Annotated in this window: 19 protein-coding genes; 9 read left to right on the top strand and 10 right to left on the bottom strand. The window is 69.3% G+C overall.

Annotated elements, in window-relative coordinates; translation table 11 throughout:
- Positions 1–324: 324 nt before the first annotated feature.
- Positions 325–1398, bottom strand: a complete 1074-nt coding sequence (locus HUA78_RS37710; RefSeq protein ID WP_174478375.1) for a YihY/virulence factor BrkB family protein — start codon at positions 1396–1398, stop codon at positions 325–327.
- Positions 1399–1609: 211 nt separating this feature from the next.
- Between HUA78_RS37710 and HUA78_RS37705 the strand changes: the two genes are divergently transcribed.
- The 3 genes from HUA78_RS37705 to HUA78_RS37695 are packed head-to-tail and all read left to right on the top strand — an operon-like array spanning position 1610 to position 6057.
- Positions 1610–3169, top strand: coding sequence for a PEGA domain-containing protein (locus HUA78_RS37705; protein WP_141643732.1), 1560 nt, complete (start codon positions 1610–1612; stop codon positions 3167–3169).
- Complete coding sequence (locus HUA78_RS37700; protein ID WP_141643733.1) at positions 3159–4157, top strand: tetratricopeptide repeat protein; 999 nt, start codon at positions 3159–3161, stop codon at positions 4155–4157. Before HUA78_RS37705 ends, HUA78_RS37700 begins: the two co-directional genes overlap by 11 nt.
- Positions 4158–4191: 34 nt before the next feature.
- Complete coding sequence (locus HUA78_RS37695; protein WP_174478374.1) at positions 4192–6057, top strand: serine/threonine-protein kinase; 1866 nt, start codon at positions 4192–4194, stop codon at positions 6055–6057.
- A 104-nt stretch (positions 6058–6161) separates the two neighbouring features.
- Here HUA78_RS37695 and HUA78_RS37690 read toward each other — a convergent pair whose 3' ends face one another.
- Together HUA78_RS37690 and HUA78_RS37685 are read right to left on the bottom strand one after the other, a co-directional pair.
- Positions 6162–6491 carry a hypothetical protein gene (locus HUA78_RS37690; protein ID WP_174478373.1) on the bottom strand — a complete coding sequence of 110 codons (330 nt, stop codon included), beginning with the start codon at positions 6489–6491 and terminating at the stop codon, positions 6162–6164.
- Positions 6492–6625: 134 nt separating this feature from the next.
- Positions 6626–7651, bottom strand: a complete 1026-nt coding sequence (locus tag HUA78_RS37685; RefSeq protein ID WP_141646891.1) for an LLM class flavin-dependent oxidoreductase — start codon at positions 7649–7651, stop codon at positions 6626–6628.
- 189 nt (positions 7652–7840) lie between these two features.
- Between HUA78_RS37685 and HUA78_RS37680 the strand changes: the two genes are divergently transcribed.
- Both HUA78_RS37680 and HUA78_RS37675 read left to right on the top strand, forming a co-directional pair.
- A complete protein-coding gene (locus HUA78_RS37680) occupies positions 7841–8623 on the top strand; it encodes an AAC(3) family N-acetyltransferase (RefSeq protein WP_174455820.1) in 783 nt (260 codons plus the stop codon).
- Positions 8624–8810: 187 nt separating this feature from the next.
- The gene (locus HUA78_RS37675; protein WP_217442741.1) at positions 8811–10493 is read left to right on the top strand and encodes a hypothetical protein; all 1683 of its coding nucleotides are present in this window, start codon (positions 8811–8813) and stop codon (positions 10491–10493) included.
- 47 nt (positions 10494–10540) lie between these two features.
- Here the strand turns inward: HUA78_RS37675 and HUA78_RS37670 are convergent, their stop codons facing one another.
- Positions 10541–10870, bottom strand: coding sequence for a helix-turn-helix transcriptional regulator (locus tag HUA78_RS37670; protein WP_141646883.1), 330 nt, complete (start codon positions 10868–10870; stop codon positions 10541–10543).
- Between the two features lie 51 nt (positions 10871–10921).
- On the opposite strand from HUA78_RS37670, the gene HUA78_RS37665 reads away from it, so the two are divergent.
- A complete protein-coding gene (locus HUA78_RS37665) occupies positions 10922–11362 on the top strand; it encodes an SRPBCC domain-containing protein (RefSeq protein ID WP_174478372.1) in 441 nt (146 codons plus the stop codon).
- Positions 11363–11392: 30 nt separating this feature from the next.
- Here the strand turns inward: HUA78_RS37665 and rfbC are convergent, their stop codons facing one another.
- From rfbC to rfbB, 4 genes are read right to left on the bottom strand one after another with little or no spacing between them, the layout of a single operon-like run.
- Positions 11393–11938 carry a dTDP-4-dehydrorhamnose 3,5-epimerase gene (gene rfbC, locus HUA78_RS37660; protein WP_174455822.1) on the bottom strand — a complete coding sequence of 182 codons (546 nt, stop codon included), beginning with the start codon at positions 11936–11938 and terminating at the stop codon, positions 11393–11395.
- Positions 11935–12816, bottom strand: a complete 882-nt coding sequence (gene rfbA, locus HUA78_RS37655; protein WP_174478371.1) for a glucose-1-phosphate thymidylyltransferase RfbA — start codon at positions 12814–12816, stop codon at positions 11935–11937. Before rfbA ends, rfbC begins: the two co-directional genes overlap by 4 nt.
- A gap of 15 nt (positions 12817–12831) precedes the next feature.
- Positions 12832–13734: an SDR family oxidoreductase gene (locus HUA78_RS37650; RefSeq protein WP_141646887.1), complete on the bottom strand. Its 903-nt coding sequence runs from the start codon at positions 13732–13734 to the stop codon at positions 12832–12834.
- Between the two features lies 1 nt (position 13735).
- Positions 13736–14761: a dTDP-glucose 4,6-dehydratase gene (rfbB, locus tag HUA78_RS37645; RefSeq protein WP_174455825.1), complete on the bottom strand. Its 1026-nt coding sequence runs from the start codon at positions 14759–14761 to the stop codon at positions 13736–13738.
- 119 nt (positions 14762–14880) lie between these two features.
- Between rfbB and HUA78_RS37640 the strand changes: the two genes are divergently transcribed.
- From HUA78_RS37640 to HUA78_RS37630, 3 genes are read left to right on the top strand one after another with little or no spacing between them, the layout of a single operon-like run.
- Entirely contained in the window at positions 14881–16524 is a 1644-nt protein-coding gene (locus HUA78_RS37640) for a glycosyltransferase (protein ID WP_371745754.1), read from the top strand.
- A complete protein-coding gene (locus HUA78_RS46890) occupies positions 16514–17437 on the top strand; it encodes a hypothetical protein (protein WP_254624110.1) in 924 nt (307 codons plus the stop codon). Before HUA78_RS37640 ends, HUA78_RS46890 begins: the two co-directional genes overlap by 11 nt.
- A 20-nt stretch (positions 17438–17457) precedes the next feature.
- Positions 17458–19650, top strand: a complete 2193-nt coding sequence (locus tag HUA78_RS37630) for a glycosyltransferase (protein WP_174478370.1) — start codon at positions 17458–17460, stop codon at positions 19648–19650.
- Positions 19651–19729: 79 nt separating this feature from the next.
- On the opposite strand, the gene HUA78_RS37625 is transcribed toward HUA78_RS37630, so the two are convergent.
- Positions 19730–22021 (bottom strand): glycosyltransferase, encoded by a 2292-nt coding sequence (locus HUA78_RS37625; protein ID WP_174478369.1) that lies wholly within the window; start codon positions 22019–22021, stop codon positions 19730–19732.
- Positions 22018–24039, bottom strand: coding sequence for a methyltransferase domain-containing protein (locus HUA78_RS37620; protein WP_174478368.1), 2022 nt, complete (start codon positions 24037–24039; stop codon positions 22018–22020). Before HUA78_RS37620 ends, HUA78_RS37625 begins: the two co-directional genes overlap by 4 nt.
- Positions 24040–24255: the final 216 nt, after the last annotated feature.

Raw genomic sequence — 24255 nt, 5'->3', positions numbered from 1 at the left:
CACGCCCCGCTGAGCGGGGGGAACGGATAACGGGGCTGTCGGAGGGGGCGACGGCGACGTGCGACGCCTGAGAGTGACACACCCAGCCGACACATGGCTGAGCCCCGGGAAATATTCAAACCGAGGACGGCCTCCGTGAGCGTCCGTTCCTGGGACTCAAGGACTCGCGACGCCGAGGATTCTGATGCCAGCCGCCTCGTCGTCGGCCGAGTCAATGTTCCCGGCGGAGACTCGCCCCGGGGAAGGGCGGCTCCTCCCCAGCACCCTCCAGGGGCGCGGGAGCCAGGGCCCGGGAGCAGACCTGCGAATTCAATGCGTCGAGGCTCAGCGACCGGTGTTTCGCCGCAGGAAGAAGACGCCCAGGCCCAGGCCCGCGGCCCACTTCGCGGCGGCGGCCAACGGCGTCTGCTGGAGCTTCGGGGGCGCGTCGCTGGCGAGGCCCTGGCCCGTCGCCGGGTCCACCGCCGGACGGAAGTCCCGAGCGCCAGGGATGTCCGCCCCGCCCTGCTCCAGCTCCGACTTGGTCGCCAGCACGGCCTTGCCCTGCCCCGGCACGTGCTGTCCCGGCGCCTTCCCCTCCGGCGAGCGCTGCTCGAGGATGGAGTTGATCTCCGCGCCCAGCAGCACCACCTGCGAGGACAGCCACATCCACAGCAGGAGCACGATGACGCCACCGATGGCGCCGTAGTTCACGTCGTACTTGCCGAAGTTGGCCACGTACTTGGAGAAGGCCCACGACGCCGCCACCCAGATGAGCACGCCCACCACGGAGCCCGGGGTGATGAAGCGGAACTTCTGTTTCGCGTTGGGCAGGACGTAATAGAGCACCGCCCACAGGAACATCATCAGCAGGCCCGCCACGGGCAGCCGCAGCCACAGCGCCACCGTGGACGCGGGGCCCGGCAGCTTGCTGGCCAGCGCGGGCGTCGCCACGGCCGCCAGCGCCGCGAAGATGGCCACCGCCGCCGCCACCAGCGTCGTCGTCACCGCGATGAGCCGAAGCTTCCAGACCGGCCGCGTTTCCTCGACGCCGTAGGCCGTGTTCAGAGCGTCCATCAACGCGACGATGCCCCCGGAGGCCGCCCAGATGGCGCCCACACCACCCACCGTCAAGAGCCCCACCGGGTTGCTGTCCGCCAGCGACTGGATGCGCTGCCCCAGGATGGTCGTCACCTCCTTGGGCGCCACCTTCCCCAATTCCTGGATGAGCACCTGGGCCTGGTTGGGGTCGATGATGACGCCCGCCAGCGACACGAGGAACAGGAGGAAGGGGAACAGCGCCAGGATGGCGCGGAACGTCAAGGCCCCCGCGACGTCGCTGACATCGTCGCGTTTCCACTCGTCCTTCAGGACCTTGAAGAACTCCCACCACCCCATGCCCTTGCCTGGCAAGACCATCTCGCCCCCTCATCCATGTAAGTCCTGGGGAAGATGGCCATACGGACCCTCGGTGGCGCCCCTGCCCCAATGGGCAGCCTCCCTGGCCGCTCCACCCTCGGGGGGCCGTCTTCCTGAAAAACATTTCATCCGGTAAAAAACACCCGGCGCCCGTTTTCCGCCCTACCCGGGCAGACGGGACCTCACCGCCTCAGCCCGCCCCGAGGACGCAATGTTCGTCGCCTCTCTCCTGAGTGTCAGCCTGGCGCTGGTCGCCAGCGCGACACCCGGCGCTTCACCGGAAGCCCGCGCCGAGGCCCCGGCCCACACCCTCTGGCTCATCCAGCCCATGTATCCAGGGCAGGACGCCCTGGTGAAGCGGACCGAGGAAGGCATCACCGGCCTGCTGCCGGGGGACGTGAAGCCTCGACAGGTCGTCGGCGTGGGGGCGCTGGCCTCGCACCTCCAGGGCCGGGAAGGAGACCTGGGCTGTCTGGCCGGCGGCGCCCGGTGTCGGGAGCCCCTGGGGACCTATCTGGCGTCGCTCGGCCTGGAGCGCGTGGTGCTGGTGCGGGTGGGCCAGGACGACGCCGGTTACCGCTTCCGCGCCGTCAGCGTGCGCTCGGAGAGCGGAGCACGCGCGGAGGCGGAGACGAGCAACCCCGCCTTCGAGAAGGCCCTGGCCGGCGTGCTGGTGAAGTTCCTGTCCCTCAACGCGCTGGTGGAAGCGGTGTCGGTGCCCGCGGGCGCCACGGTGTTCATCGACGGGGTGAAGATGGGCGTCACGCCGTACGCCACGGAGGTGCTGCCCGGCGAGCACACGTTCCGCTTCGAGCTGGCCTCGCACCTGCCCAGGGAAGAGACGCGCGTGGTGGGCTCGCGTGAGCAGGTGAAGCTGCGGCCGGCCCTGGAGAAGGTGCCCGCGCGGCTGGTGGTGAAGGTCCTGCCGGAGGGCACGGAGATCTCCGTGGACGGCGCCGTGGTGGGCAAGGACGCGGTGGACCAGGGCATCCAACCCGGCTCACGCACCCTGCGACTGGCGCGCGAGGGCTACGAGCCGCAGGAAGTCCAGGCGGAGATTGCCCCGGGCGCGACGTACACGCTGGAGCGGGAGCTGAAGCCCACGTCGATGCAGGCCTTCAAGCTGGCCATGAAGAGGCGGCAGGAGGCCACCATGGCGCGGCAGAGCTACCTGGAGGCGGCCTACGAGTTCACCAGCCTCACGTCCGACACGCTGACCGCGCAGCCGGTGAAGACGGAGGGCGGGCTGAGCGACGTGCGCGGCAACGGCGTGCGCGCGCCGGGCTCGCGTCGGCTGCGAGGGCTGGGCCTGGAGTACGGACGCTACGGCCAGTACTTCGGCGTCATGCTGGTGGGCGCCACCTGGTACTCCACCGGCGACGTCTGGACGATGGGCGTCAACGTCCCGCAGGACGTGCAGAACCCGAACGTGGCCGGGCTCACGCAGGTCGACACCAAGGTCCAGATGGTGTCGCTGCGAGCATTGCAACCGCAACTGAGATACGTGTTGGGCCCGGTGTCCTTCGCCATCCAGGCGGGGCTCGATTTGCGCGGCGCGCTCGCGAAGGAGGAGGACGACGGCTCCGGCAACTCGCCCCGCTTCGAGGACGGCCTCTACGCGCTGGACCTGCACGCGTCCGGACAGGCCTCCGCGCGAGTCTTCGTCTACGAGGGGCTGTACGCCTCCGTGGCGTACCAGCGGGGCTTCTCGCTGCTGGGGAAGATCGCCGGGACGAGCAACTTCCGTGGAGGGGTGGGCTATGCGTTCTGAGTCGCGTCGACTGCTGCTGACGTGCGCGCTGCTGGTGTGGGGCACGGCCAGCGCCGCGCCGCTCGTGGGCCCCTCGGTGGGCAACGCCGACGCGCTCGTCGCCGAGGGCACGAAGCTCTACAACAAGCGCAAGTACGCGGAGGCCTCGCGCGTGTTCCTCCAGGCCACGCGCGCCAATCCCTCGCTGCTGCCCGCCTACCTGGGTCTGGGCCGCGCGCGCATGGGGGCCAAGGAGACGGCGAGCGCGTGCGCCGCGTACCGCGCCTGGCTCAAGAGCGCCCCGGACATCCAGGAGCGTCCCAAGGCGAAGGGCGAGCTGGAGCTGTGCGAGCGCCAGCTCAAGGCCGCGCGCAAGAAGAAGAAGAAGGGCCCGGTGCCGGCGGACATGACGGCGCGGCACGTGGAGCTGAAGGCCGACTTCTTCGAGGCGCTGGAGGCTGGCACGCTCGCGGGCCCGGCGGGCGCGGGCGAGCAGTTGCGCACCCTGGTGACCGCGGACTACCTGGGCGTGGACCTGGCGGAGATGGGCACGCGCCTGAGCACCGCGAGCCGCGCCTCCGCGGAGGACGTGCACCAGCGCGCGCTGAAGGGCGAGGCGCTGACGACGGAGCAACTGCGCACCGGCCGGGAGCTGCTGGACTGGGCGAAGGACTCGGGAGAAGCCGCGCCCCAGGCGCCCGCGCAGGGCCTGTTCCTGGAGGGACTGGTTGCGCTCCAGGGCAATGACTCCAAGGGCGCCGAGGGGCTGTTCGCGAAGGCGGCCTCGGCGGCGCCGGGCGTGACGGAGTACCGGGTGTGGCGCGCGGCGGCGCTCCAGCGCGCGGGGGACCTGAGAGGTGCCCTGGCGGTGATGGAGGCGGAGCTGCCGGAGGACCCCCGCACGGACCTGCTCCGCGCGGCGGTGGCGCAGCGCACGTCGAAGGAGGACGGCGCGCGCGAGCTGGAGCGCCTGCTCTTCCAGCGCTACGCCGCGCCCCCGTCACGCTGACGTCGCACCCACCTCGCGGTCAGGAAGGACTTGGATGGCCCTCTTCATCTGTCAGCGGTGCGAGACGGAGCACGACACCTGGGGCGGCGCCTGCCCGAGCTGTGGAAGCACCGAGCAACTGAAGGTCGCGCCGCAGGTGGACCGGATGCTGGGCCGCACGGTGGCGGGCCGCTACCGCGTGCTCAAGCGGTTGGGCCAGGGCGGCATGGGCTCCGTGTACCTGGCGGAGCAGGTGGGCATTGGCCAGCAGGTCGCGATGAAGTTCCTCAACAGCGGCCTGTCGTTGGACCCGGACGTCGCGCGGCGCTTCCTCAACGAGGCGAAGAGCTACGCCCGCGTGGGGCATCCCAACGCGGTGACGTTGCACGACTTCGGCCAGGACGAGGAGGGCAGCCTCTACATCTCCATGGAGTACGTGGAGGGTGATGACCTCAAGCGCCTGCTCGCGAACGTGGGCCGGCTGAGCCTCCATGAAGCCGGAGACATCATCCTCCAGGTCGCGGACGTGCTGGCGTACGCGCACGCGCGCGGCGTGGTGCACCGGGACCTCAAGCCGGAGAACGTGATGGTCCGGCAGGGCATGCGCGGCTGGCACGTCAAGGTGCTGGACTTCGGCATCGCCCGCATCGCCGACGGGGCCACGCGCCTCACGGCGCAGGGCGCGGTGGCCGGCACGCCCCGGTACATGTCCCCCGAGCAGGCCATGGGCCAGGACGTGGACGCGCGCGCGGACATCTACGCGGTGGGCGTGGTGCTCTTCGAGCTGCTCACTGGCGTGCAGCCGTTCGACGGCACGAGCGTCGCGGACATCATGCAGAAGCAGGTGCATCAGCCCATTCCCCGGCTGGTGGACGTGGTGCCGGACCTGGACATGCCCGCGCTCGACGCGGTCATCCAGAAGGCCACCGCGAAGAAGCGCGTGGAGCGCTACATGACGATGGAGGCGTTCGCCGCGGACCTGAGCAACGCGCTGCCCACCATGTCCGGCCGGCCCGCCATCAGCGGCGTCAGCCCCGTGGTGAAGCCAGGCGCGGCCGAGGAGTCCTCGCCGGGCACCATGCTCTACGGCGACGGCACCGAGGACACGATGTTGCGCGGCGCCGCCGTGTCGACGCCGCCCCCCATCGACCCGGGCCTCTACAACACGGGCCGCGTGGCGCCCATCCAGCTCACGCAGCCCGCGCCAGGCATGCCCGAGCTTCCGCAACGCACGGCGCGCGACGGGTTCGACAAGACGGCGCACGCGGCCTCTCCCTACGCGCCGCCACCGAGCGGTCGCCCGGGCTGGGTGCTGGCCCTGAGCGTCGCGGGCGCGCTGCTCGCCGGTGGCTTCGGCGTGATTGCCCTGCGGGGCCCGCCTCCGGGTGACAGCCAGGGACCTCCGGGCCCCCACGGGATGGGAGACCTGGGGCACCCGCCTCCCCATCCTCCGCCTCACGGCCCGCCTCCGCGTCCCCCGCCCCCGCGAGGTCCACCACCCGCCGAGGAAGGCCCCCCGCCCCACGAGCCCGGCGCGGAGCATGCCCCGCCCCCCACCGAGGGTGTCGCGGCGGGAGCGGGCGATTCGGCCCTGGAGCGTCAGAAGGAGCGCGCGCTGGATCGACTCATCGATATCGGCGACGACTTCACGAACGGGGAGCTGGCCAAGGCCTCGGAGAAGTTCGCGCTGGCCAAGAGCATGGGCCTGGACTCCGTCGAGCCGAAGCTCGCGGAGCTGGGAGGCAAGATTGAGGACGTGACGAAGCGGTTGTCACGGGCCCGCGCGCGCGAGGAACAAGGCAACTGCGAGGAGGCCATCAAGCTCTACGGGGCCGTGTCACGGGACTATCCGCGGCTCGCCGATGCACAGCGTGGCATGGCGCGGTGCCGCCAGATGCTGCCACCGGACGTCTCCGAGTAGCGGAAGGCGTCCCACCCAAGTCCGCTCACGCAAAGGCGTGGCCCGCGAGGGAGCCACGCATCGGAGCGGACCGGGGAGCGCCAGGTCAGCGCGCGGAGCAACGACTACTCAAGGCTACAGCCGGGGATGCAGTGACGCACGTTGATGAGCGTCCTCGTCCCGGAGATGTTCGACTGACAGGCCGCGTACTGCGTCGCCGGCTGACCGGGCAGACGCGTCGACCCGCACTTCAGGACGCAGGCCTGCACGTTCTCCACCCAGTAGATGAGCGTGTCGCCGCTCGCGCAGGACGGCGGGTAGCCGATGCCCTGCTCCACGCTGCTCACGGGGGCCTGCGTCTCGGGGGCGAACGCCGTCGGCTCGCCTCCTCCGCAAGCCAGGAGGGACAGGGAGAAGCAGGCGGTCAGCGCGGCGAGGATTCGGGGGGCGTTCATGGGGGACTCCTGAGCCAGAGATGGAACTCCAGCATCATGCATAAGCCCTGACTTCCGATGAAGTCCCTCCCACGTCCGAAATCTGCTGTCACATATGCCCGCTGTCTCAAGGCGCCCCCGAACGCCAGGGCGCCTCACCCGCCCGTGGTGGGCGCGGGTCTCGCGTCGTCGGACAGCCGGGCGTGGACCTGGGAGAGCAGCTCGTAGGAGCGCAGTCGCGCGGTGTGGTCGAAGATCTGCGCGGTGACCATGAGTTCGTCGGGCTGGGTTTCGGCGATGAAGGAGCGCAGTCCCTCTCCCACCTGCTCGGGGTCGCCGACGATGGAGCACGCGAGCATGGACTCGACCTCCGCCAGCTCATACTCGGTGATGCGCCCGTCCATCGTCTCCACGGGGGCTGGAAGCAGTCCCGGCCGGCCGCGCCGCAGGTTGACGAAGGCTTGCAGCAGCGACGTGAAGAGGCGCTGGGCCTGGGCCTCGGTGTCGGCGGCGAAGACGTTGATGCCGAGCATGGCGTAGGGCTTCTGGAGGACCTCGGACGGGCGGAACTGGCTGCGATACAGGCGCAGGGCGGTCATCATCTGCTGCGGCGCGAAGTGCGAGGCGAACGCGAAGGGCAGGCCCATGGCGGCGGCGAGCTGCGCGCTGAAGAGGCTGGAGCCCAACAGCCACAGCGGCACCTTGAGGCCCATGCCCGGCACGGCGCGCACGGCTTGATGGGGCTCCGGCTCCTGGAAGTAGGCCTGCAGTTCGGCGACGTCCTGGGGAAACGCGTCGGAGGAGTCCACGCGGCTGCGCCGCAGGGCGGAGGCGGTGCGCTGGTCCGTTCCGGGAGCGCGGCCCAGGCCCAGGTCGATGCGACCGGGATACAGCGTCTCCAGCGTGCCGAACTGCTCGGCGATGACGAGCGGCGAGTGGTTGGGGAGCATGATGCCGCCCGCGCCCACGCGGATGGTGGAGGTGCCCTGCGCGACATGGCCGATGACGACGGCGGTGGCCGCGCTGGCGATGCCCGTCATGTTGTGGTGCTCGGCCAGCCAGAAGCGCTGATAGCCCCAGCGTTCCACATGGCGGGCCAGGTCCAGCGTGCAGCGCAGGGCGTCACCGGCGTCACTGCCCTGGCGGATGGGGGAGAGGTCGAGAACGGAGAAGGGAATCATCGAGGGACCCCAGGGCATGCACGCGGAACGGAGGACGGGCCCGTCCCGTCCCGGGCGGCACCACCCCCGGCGTCCCAGCGTTAACCGTGGGCCCCCGGGAGCGCACGGGAAACGCGGGAGGGCTCGGACGCTCCCTCGTCACCGGGCCGTGAAGCGGTGTGGCGCGAGGCCCGGTAGACTCCTGGCGCCATGCGCGAAGTCAGCCAGCGGGAAATGGTGGAGCAGCTCCGGTCCCTGGGCGTCCGCGAGGGAGGCGTGCTCCTGGTCCACACGTCCTTCAAGGCGGTGCGGCCCGTCGAGGGAGGCCCTCTCGGGTTGATTGGCGCCCTGCGCGCGGCGCTCGGGCGTGACGGCACCCTGGTCATGCCCACGATGACCGACGGCGAGACGGTGTTCGACCCCGCGTCCACGCCGACGACGGACATGGGCATCACCGCGGAGCTGTTCTGGCGACAGCCTGGAGTCTCACGGAGCACGCACCCGGGAGGCTCGTTCGCCGCCGAGGGCCCGCATGCGGCGGTCATCTGTCGGCCGCAACCGCTCTCTCCTCCGCACGGCCCCGACAGCCCGGTGGGCCGGGTTCACGACCTGGACGGACAGGTCCTCCTTCTCGGGGTGACGCAGGGGGAGAACACGACGCTGCATCTGGCGGAGGCCCTCGCGAAGGTGCCCTACTCCGTCTCCCATCCCTGTGTCGTCGAGGTCGATGGCGTGGCGCGCACGGTGATGATCGCCGAGACGGACCACTGCTGTCGGAACTTCCGGCTCGCCGACGACTGGCTTCGGGCCCGGGGCCTCCAGCGCGAGGGGAACGTCGGAAACGCCGACGCACGGCTGTTCGACGCGCGGGCGCTCGTGGACCTCGCTGTGGCCCACCTTGCCTCGGCGCCGCTCACCTTCCTCTGTCCTCCGGACGCCGGCTGCGAGGAATGCGACGTCGCCCGCACGAGCGTCACCGGCGTCGAGACCTGACCGCGCCGAGGAAGCGTCATCCGGCGAAAGGGTGGGTCCGACTCCGGGGCCGAACTGAGCACCGGAGATCAGCACGGGTGTTGCCGGCGCGACGGGCCCGAGGGCGTGCGCGAAATGCACGTGCCTCGCATGCGCGGCTTGCCTCAATAGCAGCGCGCCTTGAAGCGCGTCAGCATTGGGGGATGGGATGAACAAGACTCACGGGCATGTCGGCTGGGTATTCCTCGCCGCGGCCATGGCCACATCGCAGGTGGCCTGCTCGAAAAGCAACAAGGACAACGGCGACCCGGTCAATCAGAACCAGACGAAGGACGGCCCGGTGGACCAGGGGCCCGACCTCCCCCGGCTGACGGGAGGAGACAAGACGCGGGGCGAGCAGGTGTTCCGCTTCGAGACCTTCGGCAACGAGGGCTTCTGGACGGACGCGGTGCGGCTGCCCACGGGCATCGTGGCCGCGAAGCTCACCCCGGTGCAGGCGCTTCAAGCGGGCCTGAGCGTCAACGTGGATGCGCTCGACGCGGCCACGAAGACCGCCGTGGCGAATGAGCTGGCCAGCCAAGGCACCAGCGGCCCCTTGCTCAATGACCCGGCCACCACCCTGCTGCTCATCAACGCCAACGCGGTGATTGGTGTCGTGGTCAAGGACACCAATGGCGACGGCAAGCGGGATGTCGCCAGCGGCGACAAGGTCGGCGTGAGCTGCGCGCTGTGCCATGCCATCACCGATGGCTCGGTGGTGAAGTCTCCGAACAACCTCGGAGGTGGCTCCATCGGCAAGCAGGTGGACGGGCCCACCCCGCACAACCTCAACGTCGGTGGCATCTTCGCGGTCGCCGCCAATACGCGCGCGCTCTACCCGCTGCTCCAGGTGAAGCTCGCCGCCAACGGGAACAAGTCCATTGGCCGGGCGCCGTCGGACCAGGGGCTCACGGAGACGTCCACGGAGGCGCAGGTCGACGCGCTCGTCGGCAACCCGGCCTTCTATCCGCTGGGCACGTTCGACGATGCCCCGGACGGCACGGGAGCGCAGCAGCACATCGCGGCCTTCTTCCGGACGGACCTGGCGGCGCCGTGGGGGACTCCCGGCGACATCGCTCGGCTCGAGAACTTCAACAACCTCGTCTACACCGTGCTGCTGGACCCGACGAGCCTGGTGACGCCGGATGGCCGCGCGTTCCTCAGGGCCCTGGGCGGCGTGGCCGCGGGCAACGAGCTGGCGGACGACTACCTCGCCATCCTCAAGGACACCCAGGTCAAGGGGAAGGGAGGCGTGGTGGGCGAGGGCTTCCCGTACATCACCGCGACGCAGGTCTCCGACAAGGCGGGAACGGAAGAGGCACCCGTGGGCCTGCGCGTGAACGAGGACGCGCTGCGGGACTTGAATGCGTACACCGACAGCCTCGCCGCGCCCGCGCCAGGGACTTTTGACGCCACCCTGGCCGCGCGAGGCAAGGAGCAGTTCACCGCGCGCTGCACCAACTGCCACAACGTGGACCAGGGCAAGCGCGTCCCGTCCTTCATCGTGCCGATGAAGAGCATCTTCCCGGGCTACAACCCGACGGTGATTGCCCAGCGTCCGGAGGAAGCGGGCGTGCGCCCCATCGCCTTCGCGCCCATCCAGGACGACCCGGCCAGCATCTTCGACGACAAGACGGTGGTGGTGGAGGCCAGCCGCCGAGGAGAGCCGCGGGGCTCCGCCATGCCGCTCCTGCTCGACCTGGGGCGCAAGGACCGCTTCCTCCATGACAGCTCCGTGGTGGGGCTGTCGTCGCTGTTGGACCCGGCACGCGGAGACAAGGCGCCCCACGCCGTCTACGTCCCGGACGCGGCGCAGCGCGCGGAGCTGGTGGAGTTCCTGAAGAGCCTGTAGGCGCCAGGGAGCGGCCGGACGCCCCGCCACGTTTCTCCGACGGGGCCTCAGTCCTCTTCCATGTCCCGCTTCATCCTCGCCAGCAGGCTCACTGCCTCCATCGCATAGGGGGAGATCCACCGGTCGTGGATCTCCTTGAAGGGCGCGGCGTTGAGGTAGTTCCACCGCGTGCGGCCCTCCCGCACGGCGATGACCAGGCCCGCCCGCTCGAGCACTCCAAGGTGCTGCATCACCGTGCACCGGTCCAGGGACGCCGCGAAGTGCTCACACAGGTCACCCGTGGTCCGGGGCGCGGCCTTCAACAGGTCCAACATCGCCCGCCGCCGCGCGTCCGCCAGCGCCTTGAAAATTTGGTCGTCCCTGGCTTCGCTCGACATGTTATAGAAATATAACATGTATTGAAGTGGAACCCCAACGGGAGAATCCTCATGGAGCCGAAGTTCCAGGTGCAGTTGAAGATCCAGAAGCCGGTGGCCGAGGTCTTCGACGGTGTCGTCAACCCCAAGAAGTTGAGCGGGTACTTCGTGCAGGCGGCCAGTGCGCCCCTGGTGGAAGGCACGACGGTGAAGTGGCGGTTCGCGGAGGCCCCCGGCGAGAACGACGTCATCGTCCGCACGGTGGCCAGGGACGAGCGCATCGTCTTCGAATGGGAAGCGGCGGGCGGTGGCTACAACACCCGCGTGGAGATGCTCTTCAAGCCCATCGATGCGCGGAGCACGTTGGTGCAGATCCGCGAGTCAGGCTGGAAGGAGGACGCCCGGGGAGTCGACGCGTCCTACGACAACTGTGGCGGCTGGATGCACATGATGACGTGTCTCAAGGCGTACCTCGAGTTCGGCATCAACCTGCGCGCGGGTGGCGCCTACTGAGGGAGCCCCCCGAGCTGCCCTCGACCCGGGCTAAAGCGAGGGCAGCACCGGCGCGTCCTTGAGTCGGGGCGCGCGCAAGTCCTTGGGTGACAGCAACGGCTCGGGCACCGGCCAGGGGATGGCGAGGTCCGGGTCGTTCCAGGCGATGCAGCGCTCCGTCTCCGGCGCGTAGAGCGTGGTGCACTTGTAATGGAAGTCGGCGGTGGCGCTCGTCACGCAGAAGCCGTGGGCGAAGCCCGGCGGAATCCAGAGCTGGCGCCGGTTCTCCGCGGACAGCTCCACCGCCACCCACTGGCCGAACGTCGGCGAGCCGCGCCGGACGTCGACGGCGACGTCGTACACGCTGCCCGCGAACACCTGCACCAGCTTCCCCTGCCCTTGCGGCTCCTGGAAGTGCAGCCCGCGCAGCGTGCCCCGCGCCGAGCGCGAGTAGTTGTCCTGGACGAAGGGCCCGGGGATGCCGACGTCCGCGTAGCGCTTCTCGTGGAACAGCTCCATGAAGAAGCCCCGGTCGTCACCGAAGACCTTCGGCTCCACCAGCAACAGCTCCGGAATCTCCAGCGGCGTCACCTTCATGACACCGCGCCCCGGTTCTCCGCGACGGACATCAGATATTGCCCGTACTCGTTCTTGAGCATCGGCTCCGCCAGCGTCACCAATTGCTTCGCGTCGATGTAGCCCATCCGGTACGCAATCTCCTCCGGGCACGACACCTTGAGGCCCTGGCGCCGCTCGATAATCTCGATGAAGTTGGACGCCTCCATGAGCGAGCTGTGCGTCCCCGTGTCCAGCCATGCGTACCCGCGCCCCATCAGCTCCACGTCGAGCTGACCGCGACGCAGGTACTCCGCGTTCACGTCGGTGATCTCCAGCTCGCCTCGCTTGCTCGGTTTGAGCGCGGCGGCGATGTCGAGCACCTGGTTGTCGTAGAAGTAGAGCCCGGTGACGGCGTAGTTCGACTTCGGCTTGAGCGGCTTCTCTTCCAGGCTCACCGCGCGGTTGCTCGCGTCCAACTCCACCACGCCGTAGCGCTCCGGGTCCTTCACGTAATAGCCGAACACGGTGGCGCCCGCCGCGCGCCGCGCCGCTCCGCGCACCAGGCTGCTCAGCCCGTGCCCGTAGAAGATGTTGTCGCCCAGGATGAGTGACACGGGGTCCTTGCCCACGAAGTCACGGCCGATGATGAAGGCCTGCGCCAGGCCCTCCGGGCGGGGCTGCTCCGCGTACTCGAAACGCATCCCCCACTGCGTGCCGTCCGACAGCAGCTCCCGGAAGCGCGGCAGGTCCTGCGGCGTGGAGATGATGAGCACGTCGCGGATGCCCGCCAGCATCAGCGTGCTGAGCGGGTAGTAGATCATCGGCTTGTCGTGCACCGGCAACAGCTGCTTGCTGACCACCCGGGTCAGTGGGTACAGCCGCGTGCCCGAGCCGCCGGCGAGGATGATGCCCTTCATGTCCACCTCTCGAAGTCAGTGCCCGCGCGCGGCCTTCCACGTCGCGTGGAAGCGCGCCAGCGATTCGGCCAGTTCCAGGGGTTTCGCCGCCAGCTCGCCACGGACCTTGTCCGTCTTGAGCCCGCCCTTCAGCGGACGGGGACTGGGCAGCTTCAGCTCCGCCATGCGCGTGGGGACGATGAGCTTCGCGTCGAACCCGAACACCTCGCACAGCGCCCGGCCGTAGGCCACGCGGTCCACGACGGTGCCGCCGCAGGTGTTCCACACGCCACCGAGCTTGCGCTCGCCCAGCTCCACCAGCATCGCCGCCACGTTGTCCGCCAGGCTGGGCGAGACGACCTGGTCCTCGAACAGCCGCGCGGGCTGCCCCTTCTCCAGGGTCATCACCAGCCACGCGCCGAAGTTGAGCCGCCCCTCCACCGGAGGCCAGCCATACACCACCGCCGTCCGGGCAATGGCGCAGCCGGGCGCGAGCACCCGAGCCGCCTGTTCGCCCATGTGCTTCGTCACCGCGTAGACGCCGCGCGGGTTGGGGATGGAGGCTTCGTCGTAGGGGCCCGCGTCACCGTCGAAGACGTAGTCGGTGGACACGTGCACCAGGTGCGCCCCGGCCTTGCGTGCCCCGCGAGCCACCGCCGCCGTCGCGTTCACGTTGCCCGCGTAGGCCGCCTCCGGGTCCTTCTCGCAGGCGTCCACTTCCGTCATGGAGGCGCAGTGGATGACCACTTCGGGCGCGGCGGCTTCCATCGCCGCGGCGACCTCCGCCTCGCGCGTCAGGTCCACCGACACGTAGCCGTACTCGCCGCCCGTGCGCCGGGGGCCTCGGCCGAAGCCCACCACCGTGTGTCCCCGCTGCTCCAGCAGCACACAGGCGCGGCTTCCCACCAGTCCGTTGGAGCCCGTGACGAGCACGCGCATGTCACGCCCTCCCTTGGAGACGACCGCGGTACTGCGTCTCGAAGTACTGCCGATAGGCGCCGCTCATCACCCGCTCCCACCACGCGGGGTGGTCCACGTACCAGCGCACCGTCTCCGCCAGGCCCTGCTCGAAGGTGTGCGCGGGCGTCCAGCCCAGCTCCGCGCGAATCTTCGACGGGTCGATGGCGTAGCGCCGGTCATGCCCCGGCCGGTCCTTCACGTACTGGATGAGCGACTCCGGCTTGCCCACCAGCCCGAGGATGGCCTTCACGATGTCGATGTTGCGCCGCTCCGCCCCACCGCCGATGTTGTACACCTCGCCCGCGCGGCCCTGCTCCAGCGCGCGCAGCAAGGCCTGGCAGTGGTCCTCCACGTGCAGCCAGTCGCGCACGTTCGCGCCGTCGCCGTACACGGGCAGCGGCTTGTCGTGCAGCGCGTTGACCACCATGAGCGGAATCAACTTCTCCGGGAACTGGTAGCGCCCATAGTTGTTCGAGCACCGCGTCACGACGACGTCCATTCCGAACGTGTGGTGGTACGCGAGCGCCACCAGGTCCGAGCTCGTCTTGCTGGCCGAGTACGGGCTGGAGGGCTGGAGCGGCGAGGACTCGGTGAAGGCGCCCGTGGGCCCCAGCGAGCCGTAGACCTCGTCGGTGGAGACCATGAGGAAGCGCTTCACGCCCCGCGCGCGGCAGGCCTCCAGCAACCGCTGGGTGCCCAGCACGTTGGTGGTGATGAACACCTCCGGCCCCAGGATGGAGCGGTCCACGTGGCTCTCCGCGGCCAGGTGCAGCACGGCGTCGATGGCGTGCGTGGAGAGCAGCTCCTCCATCTGCGCGCGGTCGCCGATGTCGCCGCGGACGAAGACATGGCGGGGGTCGCCCTCGAGGTCCGACAGATTCTCCAGGTTGCCCGCGTACGTGAGCAGGTCGAGGTTGACCACCGTCCACTCGGGTCGCTCGCGTCGCAGGTACCTCACGAGGTTGGAGCCGATGAAGCCACACCCTCCTGTCACCAATACGTTCATGTGCCGCGGGCCTCGAGTGCTCAGAGAGGGTGCCTGCGTATCGGAGGGGTCGTCGACGGTCAAGGCGCCAGGGGCCTCGGGCTTGTGTGCTCCCCCTCGCGGCGCTAAGGGAGCCGGGCGTGAACGCATCCAGACGCAGCTCCCCCACGTCGGGTCCCCGGGAAGTCCACCAGCTCCTGCCACGACTCGCGTGGGGAGACGCGGTGGGCAACCAGGTGCGTTACCTCCAGGGCCTCTTGCGCAGCTGGGGCTTCGCCTCGGAAATCTACGCCGAGGACTGGGATGACGCCTGCAAGGACCAGGTCCGGCACGTCCGCGAGTACGCGAAGCACGCCCGCCCGGACTCCGTGCTGCTGGTGCATCACAGCTTCCAGTCGCGGCTCGTGCCGCTCATCGTCCGAGCGCCTGGTCGCAAGGTGCTCGTGTACCACAACGTGACGCCTGCCCGGCTGTTCGAGGGGTTCGAGCGCAAGGTGGCCGCCGCATGTGACGCGGCCCGGGACGAGCTGCTCGAGCTGCGCCCCCATATCGAGCGGGCGTTCGCCTACTCGCGCTTCAGCGCCGAGGAGCTGGTGGCGGCGGGTTACGCGTCGGTGTCGACGCTGCCGTTCGCCATCGACTGGAGTGCGTTCGACGCGGAGCCGGACCCCGCGCTGCTCGCGGAGCTGAGCGACGGTTTCGCCAACGTCCTCTTCGTCGGGCGGGCGGTGCCCAGCAAGAAGGTGGATGACGTGCTGCGCGTCTTCACCGCGTACCAGCGGCTGTACCAGCCGCGCAGCCGGCTCGTCGTCGCTGGGTATCTGCATCGGGATGGCGCCTATGGCGCGTACCTGCACGGGCTCAAGGAAGTGCTCGGCGCGGAGCGTGTCCTCTTCCTGGGCCGGGTGAGCGCGGCGCAGCTCTCCGCGTGTTTCGCCACCGCGTCGGCGTATCTCTCCATGAGCCGGCACGAGGGCTTCGGAGTGCCCTTGCTGGAGGCGATGTACCGGAACGTGCCCGTCGTCGCCTATGGCGCGGCGGCTGTCCCGGAGACCCTGGGGGGAGCGGGGCTCGCGACGCTGTCGGATGACCCGGCGGAGGTGGCGGAGCTGCTCGCGGTGCTGGACCGGAGCCCCGGGCTGCGAGCGCAGGTGCTCGAAGCGCAGCGAGCACGGCTCCAGGTCCTCTCGCAAGCGCGCGTGGCCGAGCAGGTGCGTGAGGCCTTCGATGCGATGCTGACGTCGAGCGTGACGGAGGCGCCCTCCTCCGTGGCGGTTCACGCGTCGGCGACCGTGGAGCTGGTGTGCCCTGGGTACACCGTGCGACCCGACGACGCAGCGTCGCGCGTGGCGCGTCACCTGGCGAAGAGGCTGCCCGGGGCGAGAGTCCTCGCGCTCCGACCTCGTGGTGCCGAGGCCTCGCTGGAGGTCGATTCCGAGCAGGTGGAGGGCGTGTCCGTGCGGTTCTTCACGCCGGACCAGCCCGTGGGACGAGGGCCTGGAGCGTTGCCCGGCTCGTCGTCGCTGGAGACCGCGGTGCGTGTGTCCTCGGAGGCGGTCATCTTGCTGGGAGTGGATTCGCTCTCGGCCCAGGCGCTCATGACTCATGTGGGAGCGAGGGCCCTGGGAACGTATACGGCCGAGCATCCGTCGACGGTGGTGGAGCTCGCGCGCCGCCACCTGGGTGACCGGCTGGTGATGCTGGAGCCATCGCGCCTCGAGGAGACAGTCATGACGCTGTTGGAAGGATTCAACTCCGTTCGAGGTGATACGCGTGCGCGCTGAGGACCTGTTGACCCGTATCCCCTCGCCCGAAGCCGTGGCGAAGGAGACCGAGAAGCTGCCGGAGCCCTCCGCCGAAGCGCGCGCGTCACTGCGCCAGACGCTGGAAGCATCCGCGCGTCCCGCCACTCCCACGCCCTGGCCCGCGCTGCTCCAGGAGGCACGCGGGAAGATGGACAGCCGCTATGCCGGTCCGGTGACGTCACACCGGGGTGGCCTGTCGGGCCCGGCGCTCGTGCTCGCGAAGAAAGCCTTCCGGCTCGTCTTCCAGCCATTCATCAACGAGGCGCTCCGCAAGCAGGTGGAGTTCAACGAGTCCATCCTCGATGCGCTCGCGACCATCCATGATGTCCAGCGTGAGCACGCGCGCACGCATGCGACCTGGCGGCAAGACGTGGAGCGGCGACTCGCGCGCATCGAGGATGTGGCACGGAGCCGCGCCTCCCATGAGGCCGCTGGCGGGGTGACTCCCGAGCCGTCGACCACGGAGCGCGCGGAGCAGCAGCCGTCCGCACCGACGACGGACGGCAAGGCCGCATCCCCTCTTCACGCCTCGCGGGAGACGGCGAGCGCAGAGACAAAATCGTCTCCGCCTAGGACGGACGGCGAGGCCGCATCCCCTCCTCGCGCCTCACGGGAGACGGCGAGCGCAGCAACAAAGTCGTCTCCACCTAAGACGGACGGCGAGGCCGCATCCCCTCCGCACGCCTCGCGGGAGACGGTGAGCGCAGAGACCAGGTCGTCCTCGCCGACGACGTATGGCGAGGCCGCATCCCCTCCTCGCGCCTCACGGGAGACGGACAGCACGGACTCATCGTCACGGGCCCCGCGACGACAAGGCGCCAGCAACGAGTCTCCCGAGTCCCCCCCTCGGCCGTCGGGTGGTTCCTCTCGTCGCCGCTCTGGTCGGCGCTAGCCTTTCCCCTCGAGGTCTTCGTGCGCATCTGCCTGGTCTCCAGAGAACTCTCTCCCTTTCTCGGGGGCGATATCGGCACGTATGCGTCGCTGATGAGCCGCGCGTTTGTCGAGGCGGGCCATGAGGTGCACGTCCTCACCGCGCCTCATGCGGGCCTCGAACGCGCCGACACGCTGTTGCCCGGCGTCCACGTGCACGCCGTTCGCTCGGAGATGGACTCGGCCTTCGCGGGCGCATTCCCCTTCGCTCCGATGCGCCACGCCATGGATGTCTATTCATCCCTGCGCGAGCTGCATGCACGCCACGCCTTCGACTTCATCGAGTTCCCCGAGCGTGACTTCGAGGGCTACTTCGCGCTGAGGGCACGGCGCACGCTGGGACACTTCGCCTCCGCCGTGCTCGCCGTGCGCCTGCACACGCCCACCCGCGAGCTTCGGGCACTCAACGGCATCTCCCCGTTGGACCTGGACCTGGCCCGGTGGGAGTACATGGAGGACACCTCCATCCGCGAGGCGGACCTGGTCCTGTCTCCCACGCACGCCCTGCTCGACAAGGTGCGTTCGCGGCTGAAGCTGGAGACCCGAGGCGTCGTCGTTCCCCATCCCTTCCCTCACGACGCCGCGAAGCGTTCCGCCCACGCGGAGCAAGGCCGACCACAGGTTCTGTACTTCGGCCCGCTGGAGCACCGGAAGGGCGTCCATCTCCTCGTCGACGCGATGCAGGCGCTCTTCGAGCGAGGCGTCAACGCGACGCTCCTCCTCATCGGTGAGGACACTCCGACGGGGCCGGCCGGGCGTTCCATGCGCGCCTCGATGGAGCGCCGGATTGCTCCCGCGTGGCACGAGCGCATCCAGTTCGAACTCGCGCGCTCCACTCCCGGGCTTGCCGTCGCCCTCGCTGACGCCTCCGTGTGTTGCTTCCCCTCGCTGTGGGAGAACTTCCCCCACCGCTGCCTGGAGGCCATGGCCGCCGGCGCGCTCGTCGTGGGCAGCGACGCGGGAGGCATGGCGGAGCTCATCGAGGACGAGCGCAGTGGGCTGCTCTTCCGCACGGGGGATGTGGCTCACCTGGCGGCCACGCTGGAGAAGGCGCTGACCCTCCCCGCCCTGCGCGAGACGGTGCGCCGCGAGGCCCCTGCCCGTGTCGCCAATTACTGCGCCCCCGCGAGCATCGTGAAGCAGGTGGAAGCCGCCGTGGAGTCCGTGGCGGACGTGCGCCACCGCGTGCTCCCCAAGCGTCGCACGCCGAGGTCGGACACCCCGCTCGTGTCGGTGCTGGTGCCCTACTTCAACATGGGGCACTACCTGCCGGAGACCCTGCGCTCCATTCGCGCGCAGACCTTCACCGACTACGAGATTGTCCTCGTGGACGACGGCTCCACCGAAGCGGAGAGCATCGAACTGCTCGAGCGGGTCCAGGCTCCGGACCTGCGCATCGTCCGCCAGCGCAATGGCGGGCTGAGCGCGGCACGCAACACCGGGCTGAAGCATGCCCGAGGGCACTACATCCTCCCGCTGGACCCAGACGACCTCATCGCCCCGACGTTCCTGGAGAAGACCGTCGCGGTGATGGAGGGCACGCCAGGGCTGGGCTACGCCACGTCCCTGGTGAACTACTTCGTCGACGATGCCACCCGCGTGACGGGCGGCTGGGTGCCGTGGGGCATGGAGCGCGACGCGCTCTGGGTGGCCAACGTGGCCTCCACGTGTACCGCGCTGATGGAGCGCCGACGCGTCGAGGAAGTCGGCGGCTACGACGAGTGGTTCACCGGGTTCGAGGACTGGGACGTCTTCTGCTCGCTCGCGGAGCGCGGGCTCGAAGGCTCCGTCATCCCCGAGAGCCTGTTCTCCTACCGCGTGCGGATGGACTCGATGACGCGGACCTCGCTCGTCTCCGAGCGAGACGGGCTGCTGGCCCACCTGAACCAGAAGCATCCGGGACTCGCGCTTCATCCCGAGCGCGCGCTTCGCATCCTCCGAGGCGAGGCTCGCAAGCAAGAGGCCCGGCTCCTCGCCCAGGCCGCGGCGGCCATTCCCCGGCCCTTGCTCACCCGGGTCGTCGACCGGCTCAATGGCACGCTCAAGCGCATGGACTTCGTCCACCACACGCTGCGCGGTGCCGTCTCATGGGTGGTGGGCGCGGAGGGCGACTCGCGGCCCCTGCGTCACCAGCTCGCGGACCGACTCAGCGGCAAGTCACGACCCGACCGCTGAGCCCGTGGCACCGCCGTGATGCCCGACTCACGAGGCAGGCACCAGGACGTCTTCCTTCACGCGAGCAACGCGCGGTGGCTCAGCGCCGCCCCATGCCCAGCTTGCTGGTGGTCTTCATCACCTGCTTCATCGTCGGGTGGACCACCGGCATCGCCTTGAGCGTCCGGTTGAGCAGGTCCACCAGCGCGTAGCGCGTGGGGCGTGCCTCCGCGCCTTCCGGCGTCAGCCCACTGGCCGCGAGCTTGAGGAGCCGGTGCATCATCGGAAGGCGCTTCAGCGTGGAGTTGAGGGTGTCCACCACGCCATAGCGCAGCGGAACCTCCCCACCCGCCGCCACGGACGTGGGCTCCGTGGGCGCCGTACGGGCCCCGTTGGGAGGCGTGGCCAGGAGCAGGAAGGCCGCCAGCTGGACTCCAGCGGGAAGCGGGCGAGAGAGGTTCTGGTGGAGCTGGAAGAGCAGCTCCTGATGCCGGCGCGGATTGACGCCGGAGATCATCGACCCCTTGCGCCGCCGGTAGTGGAAGTGGAGCGCGTTGGTGACGAGGAAGCGGTGCCCCGCATGCGCCAGGCGCAGGTAGAGGTCCCAGTCCTCGTAGCTCGTCATCTCCTCGTTGTAGCGAAGGGTCTCGAATAGCGAGCGGCGCATGAGCGACGTGGCACAGGACAGCCGATTGGCCACCATGCCCAGCGATGGACAGTCGCCAATGAAGAGGGCGTAGTCGATGAAGCGCCGCTGCGCCCGCCCCTCGTCGGAGTCGAAGTAGCCCGTGGACGGCACCACCACGTCGAACTCCCGGTGGCGCTCCAGCGCCTCCACCGCCAGGCGGATGAAGGTGGGGCTGATGCAGTCGTCCGCATCCAGCGGGAGGATGTAGTCCCCCGTCGCCGCGCGCAGGCCGATGTTGCGCGAGGCAGGCAGGCCCCTGTTGACGGGATTGCGGATGAGCTTCACGCCGCTGGAGCCAGATTGGGTGGCCTCCTCGATGCGGCCAAGCACTTCGTGGTCGAACGCGCCCGTCGAGGCGTCATCCACGATGATGACTTCAATCTCCGGGTAGTTGCTGTCCGCGATGCTCGCCAACGTCTCCGGGAGGAAGCGTCCCAGGTTGTGGTTGGTGATGAGCACGCTGACACGAGGAAGGTCGGCGTCCGGGTCCGGCCGGGACAGGGCGGGCTCCGCCCTGGGGGTCTCCCAGTACGGAGGTACCGCCGTCCACTCCACCGGCAGCAGGGCCGGGGCACGCCACGCCCGCTCCAGGGCCTCCACGAGCCCATCCACCGAGCCGCCGTACGTGTAGCAATTCACCCCATCGATGAAGGGGCTTCCTGGCGCGAATGCGACACACGCACCATTGAGCACCAGCGTGGCGCCCGCGCTGGAGGCCTCGTAAGCGGTGAGGTTGAGCGACTCGTAGTCCGAAGAAATGACGACGATGCCGTGCCGCATCAGGGCGTCGCGGTCCTTGCTCGGCCCGGTGAACAGGAAGCGGGAGCGCAGGTCCTCCGGAATCAGCGCCTGGACATAGGCGAGATACGCCGAGTTGGCCGTATGACAGGCCAGGACGGCCTTCCCCCGGTACTCCGGGAAGCGACGCATGAACCCGGCCGCGCCCCGGACGAACACATCGGTGCGCTTGATGTTCTGAATCTTGGTGACGAAGAGCAGGTCCGGCTCGCCCTCTCCTCGCGGCGGCACCGGGTCCGCCTTTGGAGCCACGGGCGGAAACTCCCGCACGACCTTGTCCAGCCACGAGTCAGGGAAGCCGTAGTACGAGCAGTTGAGCTCGGCGACGCCAGGGATGTGGGCGATGACAAGGTCCGCGTCGAGCAGCGCCTTGCGCTCCAGCTCGAACTGACCCATGTGCTCCCAGCCCAGCAACTGGCGTTCGAAAGGCGCCAGCATCCCGCCCGTCGAGTGCAGTCGCACCACCACCTGCGCGCCCTCCAGGCCACAGCCGAGCAGCTTCTCCTGGATGGCACAGAAGGCCCAGCCTCGGTAGTCCGGGAACTCGATGACGTCGAAGCGAGTTCCTTCCTCCTCCAGCCTGCGCAGCTCGAGCAGCAGCTCCATCGACTGGGCGTGGCAAACAGTGTCGGTGAACGCCCCGGGCGGAGGATAGACACCCCCCTCGTCGAAGCTCGTGTCCCACTCGCTGCGGGCCGGAGCGACGTGCGCCTTCACCTTGCCCAGGAAGTGGCGCTCCACCTCGCGCGGATTCACCGTCGTGCGCGCCGGGAACAGCAGGTGGAGCTCCAAGTCCAGTTCACGACGAAGCGAGTCCTCGACGAGGTTGTGAAGGACACGGCCGATGCCGCCCGCGGTGAACGGATACATCTCGTCCGTGACGAGGCAAACGCGACGCAGACTCATGACTGAACGAACTCCTCCAGGACCTTGACCGCTTCGACCGTGAGGGCCCGCTCGTAGTCCACCATCATCTGCGTGAGTTCCTCGGGCGAGCGCTCGCGCAGGGCCAGCATCCGCTCGATGGCCGCGGCCACGACCTCCACGGAGTCCACGCCGGAAATCTGCGCGAGCCGCTGGTAGGGGTGAGCATCCAGCGCGCCCAGGCTGAGCGCCCCATACACACACGGAACGCGCAACGCGAGCGCCTCCAGTCCCGTCATGGGCTGGCACTCCGACAGGGAGGCATTGAGGACGATGTCGCAGCGGCGGACCAACTCGAACAGCTCGGTGCGGCTGGGGCGCGCGACGTGATGGATGCGCCGCGTGCTCTTCATGACGTCCGGCAGCCGGTAGCTCGCCGTGACGTAGATGTCGTCGATACGAGAGGACGACTGGCAGGCGAAGAGGTTGGTGAAGAAGTTCTTCCGCCAGTCGTTGGGCGTCGGGATGAGCGCGGCGCGCGTGAGGCGACGAGTCGCTGGGCTGCGTTCGGCCTCCGGCAACGTGGGCGGAAGGTTGAGCACCGTCTTCGGGAAGACCTCCGGGGCCAGCAGGTGCATCCCCGGCTTGACGGTCGCCAGCGCGTTGATGACGCCCCGGCGCCGCAGGTCGATGAGCTGCGCGAAGCAGTCGAGTTCGAACGAGTAGTGGAACTGCGCCGACGAGCCATGCCACAGCGCGAGGATTCGCACCGACGAGCCCAGCGCCCGGCGCAGCAGCACCACGAGGTCGCGGGCGTTGGAGGAGTAGCCATGGAGGATGATCTGGCTGCACCCGCTGCGCTCGACAAGTTCGATGGCGGCACGCAGCTCGCGCTCGTCCAACACGCGGTCGGATGCGATGGCCAGCTTCTGTCCCGGCAGGTATCCGGCGGCGGCGCGGATGCCGTGCCAGTCCTGATGAAAGACATGCATCAACTTCCCGAACTGGGGCAGGTCGGCGGACCAGCGGGTGTCCAGCGCGGCGTTGAGGATGAAGCCAGGGACCGACGAGGTCGCCGGCACGTGCGGGGCCGGTGCGTCCGGAAACGGCGCACGTGAGGCGCGCAGGCGTGCCAGGTCATCCGACAGCGCCTGAAGCCGCTGGCGGCGCTCGAAGCGCTCGGACTCCACCGCCAGGCGCTCGGTCAGCTCCGCCACCCGCGCCTCGCTGTTCGCGGCGGGCGTCGACAGGGACTTGCTGGCCCTGCCCGCCCACTCCAGCAACCGGGGCATGGCGCGCGCGTGCAGCGCTTCCAACGTCAGCGGCTGGGACTCATCGCGCGGGGCCTCGGGGCCCACGAGCTGGAAGTAGCGCCGGCCATGGCCCGGCTGGCGCTTGAGGACATAGACGTCCTGGTGGTCCACGAGACCCGGCCCGTGGTGCAAATCCCACCCTTCCGGGAGCAGGTCCGCGAAGGCGTGGTGCCAGGAGCCCGGATGACACGAGGGGTCCCACACGCTGGTGGGCATCAGCGGGTTCTCCACCAGCACCAGCATGCCGCCGGGCAGCACCATCTGCCCCATGGTCTCCAGCAGCGCGGGGATGCGCTCGCTCGGGTTGTGCACGAGCGTGGAGACGGAGAAGACGAGGTCGAACCGCCGTCCCCCCACCGCGATGAGCGGGTCGTCCCCGCAGAAGATGCGCTCCTCGACGGGGCGCAGCGAGGCGGGCGGCTCCAGACGCAGCGGCTCCGTCATGGACTCCGAGATGTCGTACCCGTGGTAGCGCACCTGGGAGAGCTGGGAGAGGGAGGTCGCGTGCCGGCCGAAGCCACAGCCAAACTCCAACACGGACAGTGCGCGGTCCAGCCGGCGCTGTTCGGAGCGGATGAGCGCGGTCAGCACACGTTCCTGCTGGCCGTACGCGAGGTGCCCCTGCCCTTCGCGGACCCTCACCAGTTCCCGATAGGAGTGGCCGTTGGTCGTCTTCCAGAAATGGAGACTGTCGCGCATCTGGGCCACGTCCCCATTCGGGCCCTCGCTCTTGATGTCTTTGTACATGTGCCGATGTGGAGTTACGCCGCCTGCATGAACCGAAGGAGGGTTGCCAGCGGAGTTCCCGCAGCAGCGCAACCATTCCCATGCCTGGCGGCAGTCAGGCAAGAGACGCGCTGAAAGTGAAGGGTAAAAGCGACCGGGGAGGACCCCGGACGCATTGGAGTTTTCTTCATTCTCGGCTATCCGCCCGGCCTCTCACCAGCCAGGCGGGCCCAGAGT

Source organism: Myxococcus sp. CA033 (assembly GCF_013336625.1).
Taxonomy (GTDB): Bacteria; Myxococcota; Myxococcia; order Myxococcales; family Myxococcaceae; genus Myxococcus; species Myxococcus llanfairpwllgwyngyllgogerychwyrndrobwllllantysiliogogogochensis.
Note: the sequence above shows the minus strand (reverse complement) of the source record. Positions and strands in the feature narration are given on the sequence as shown.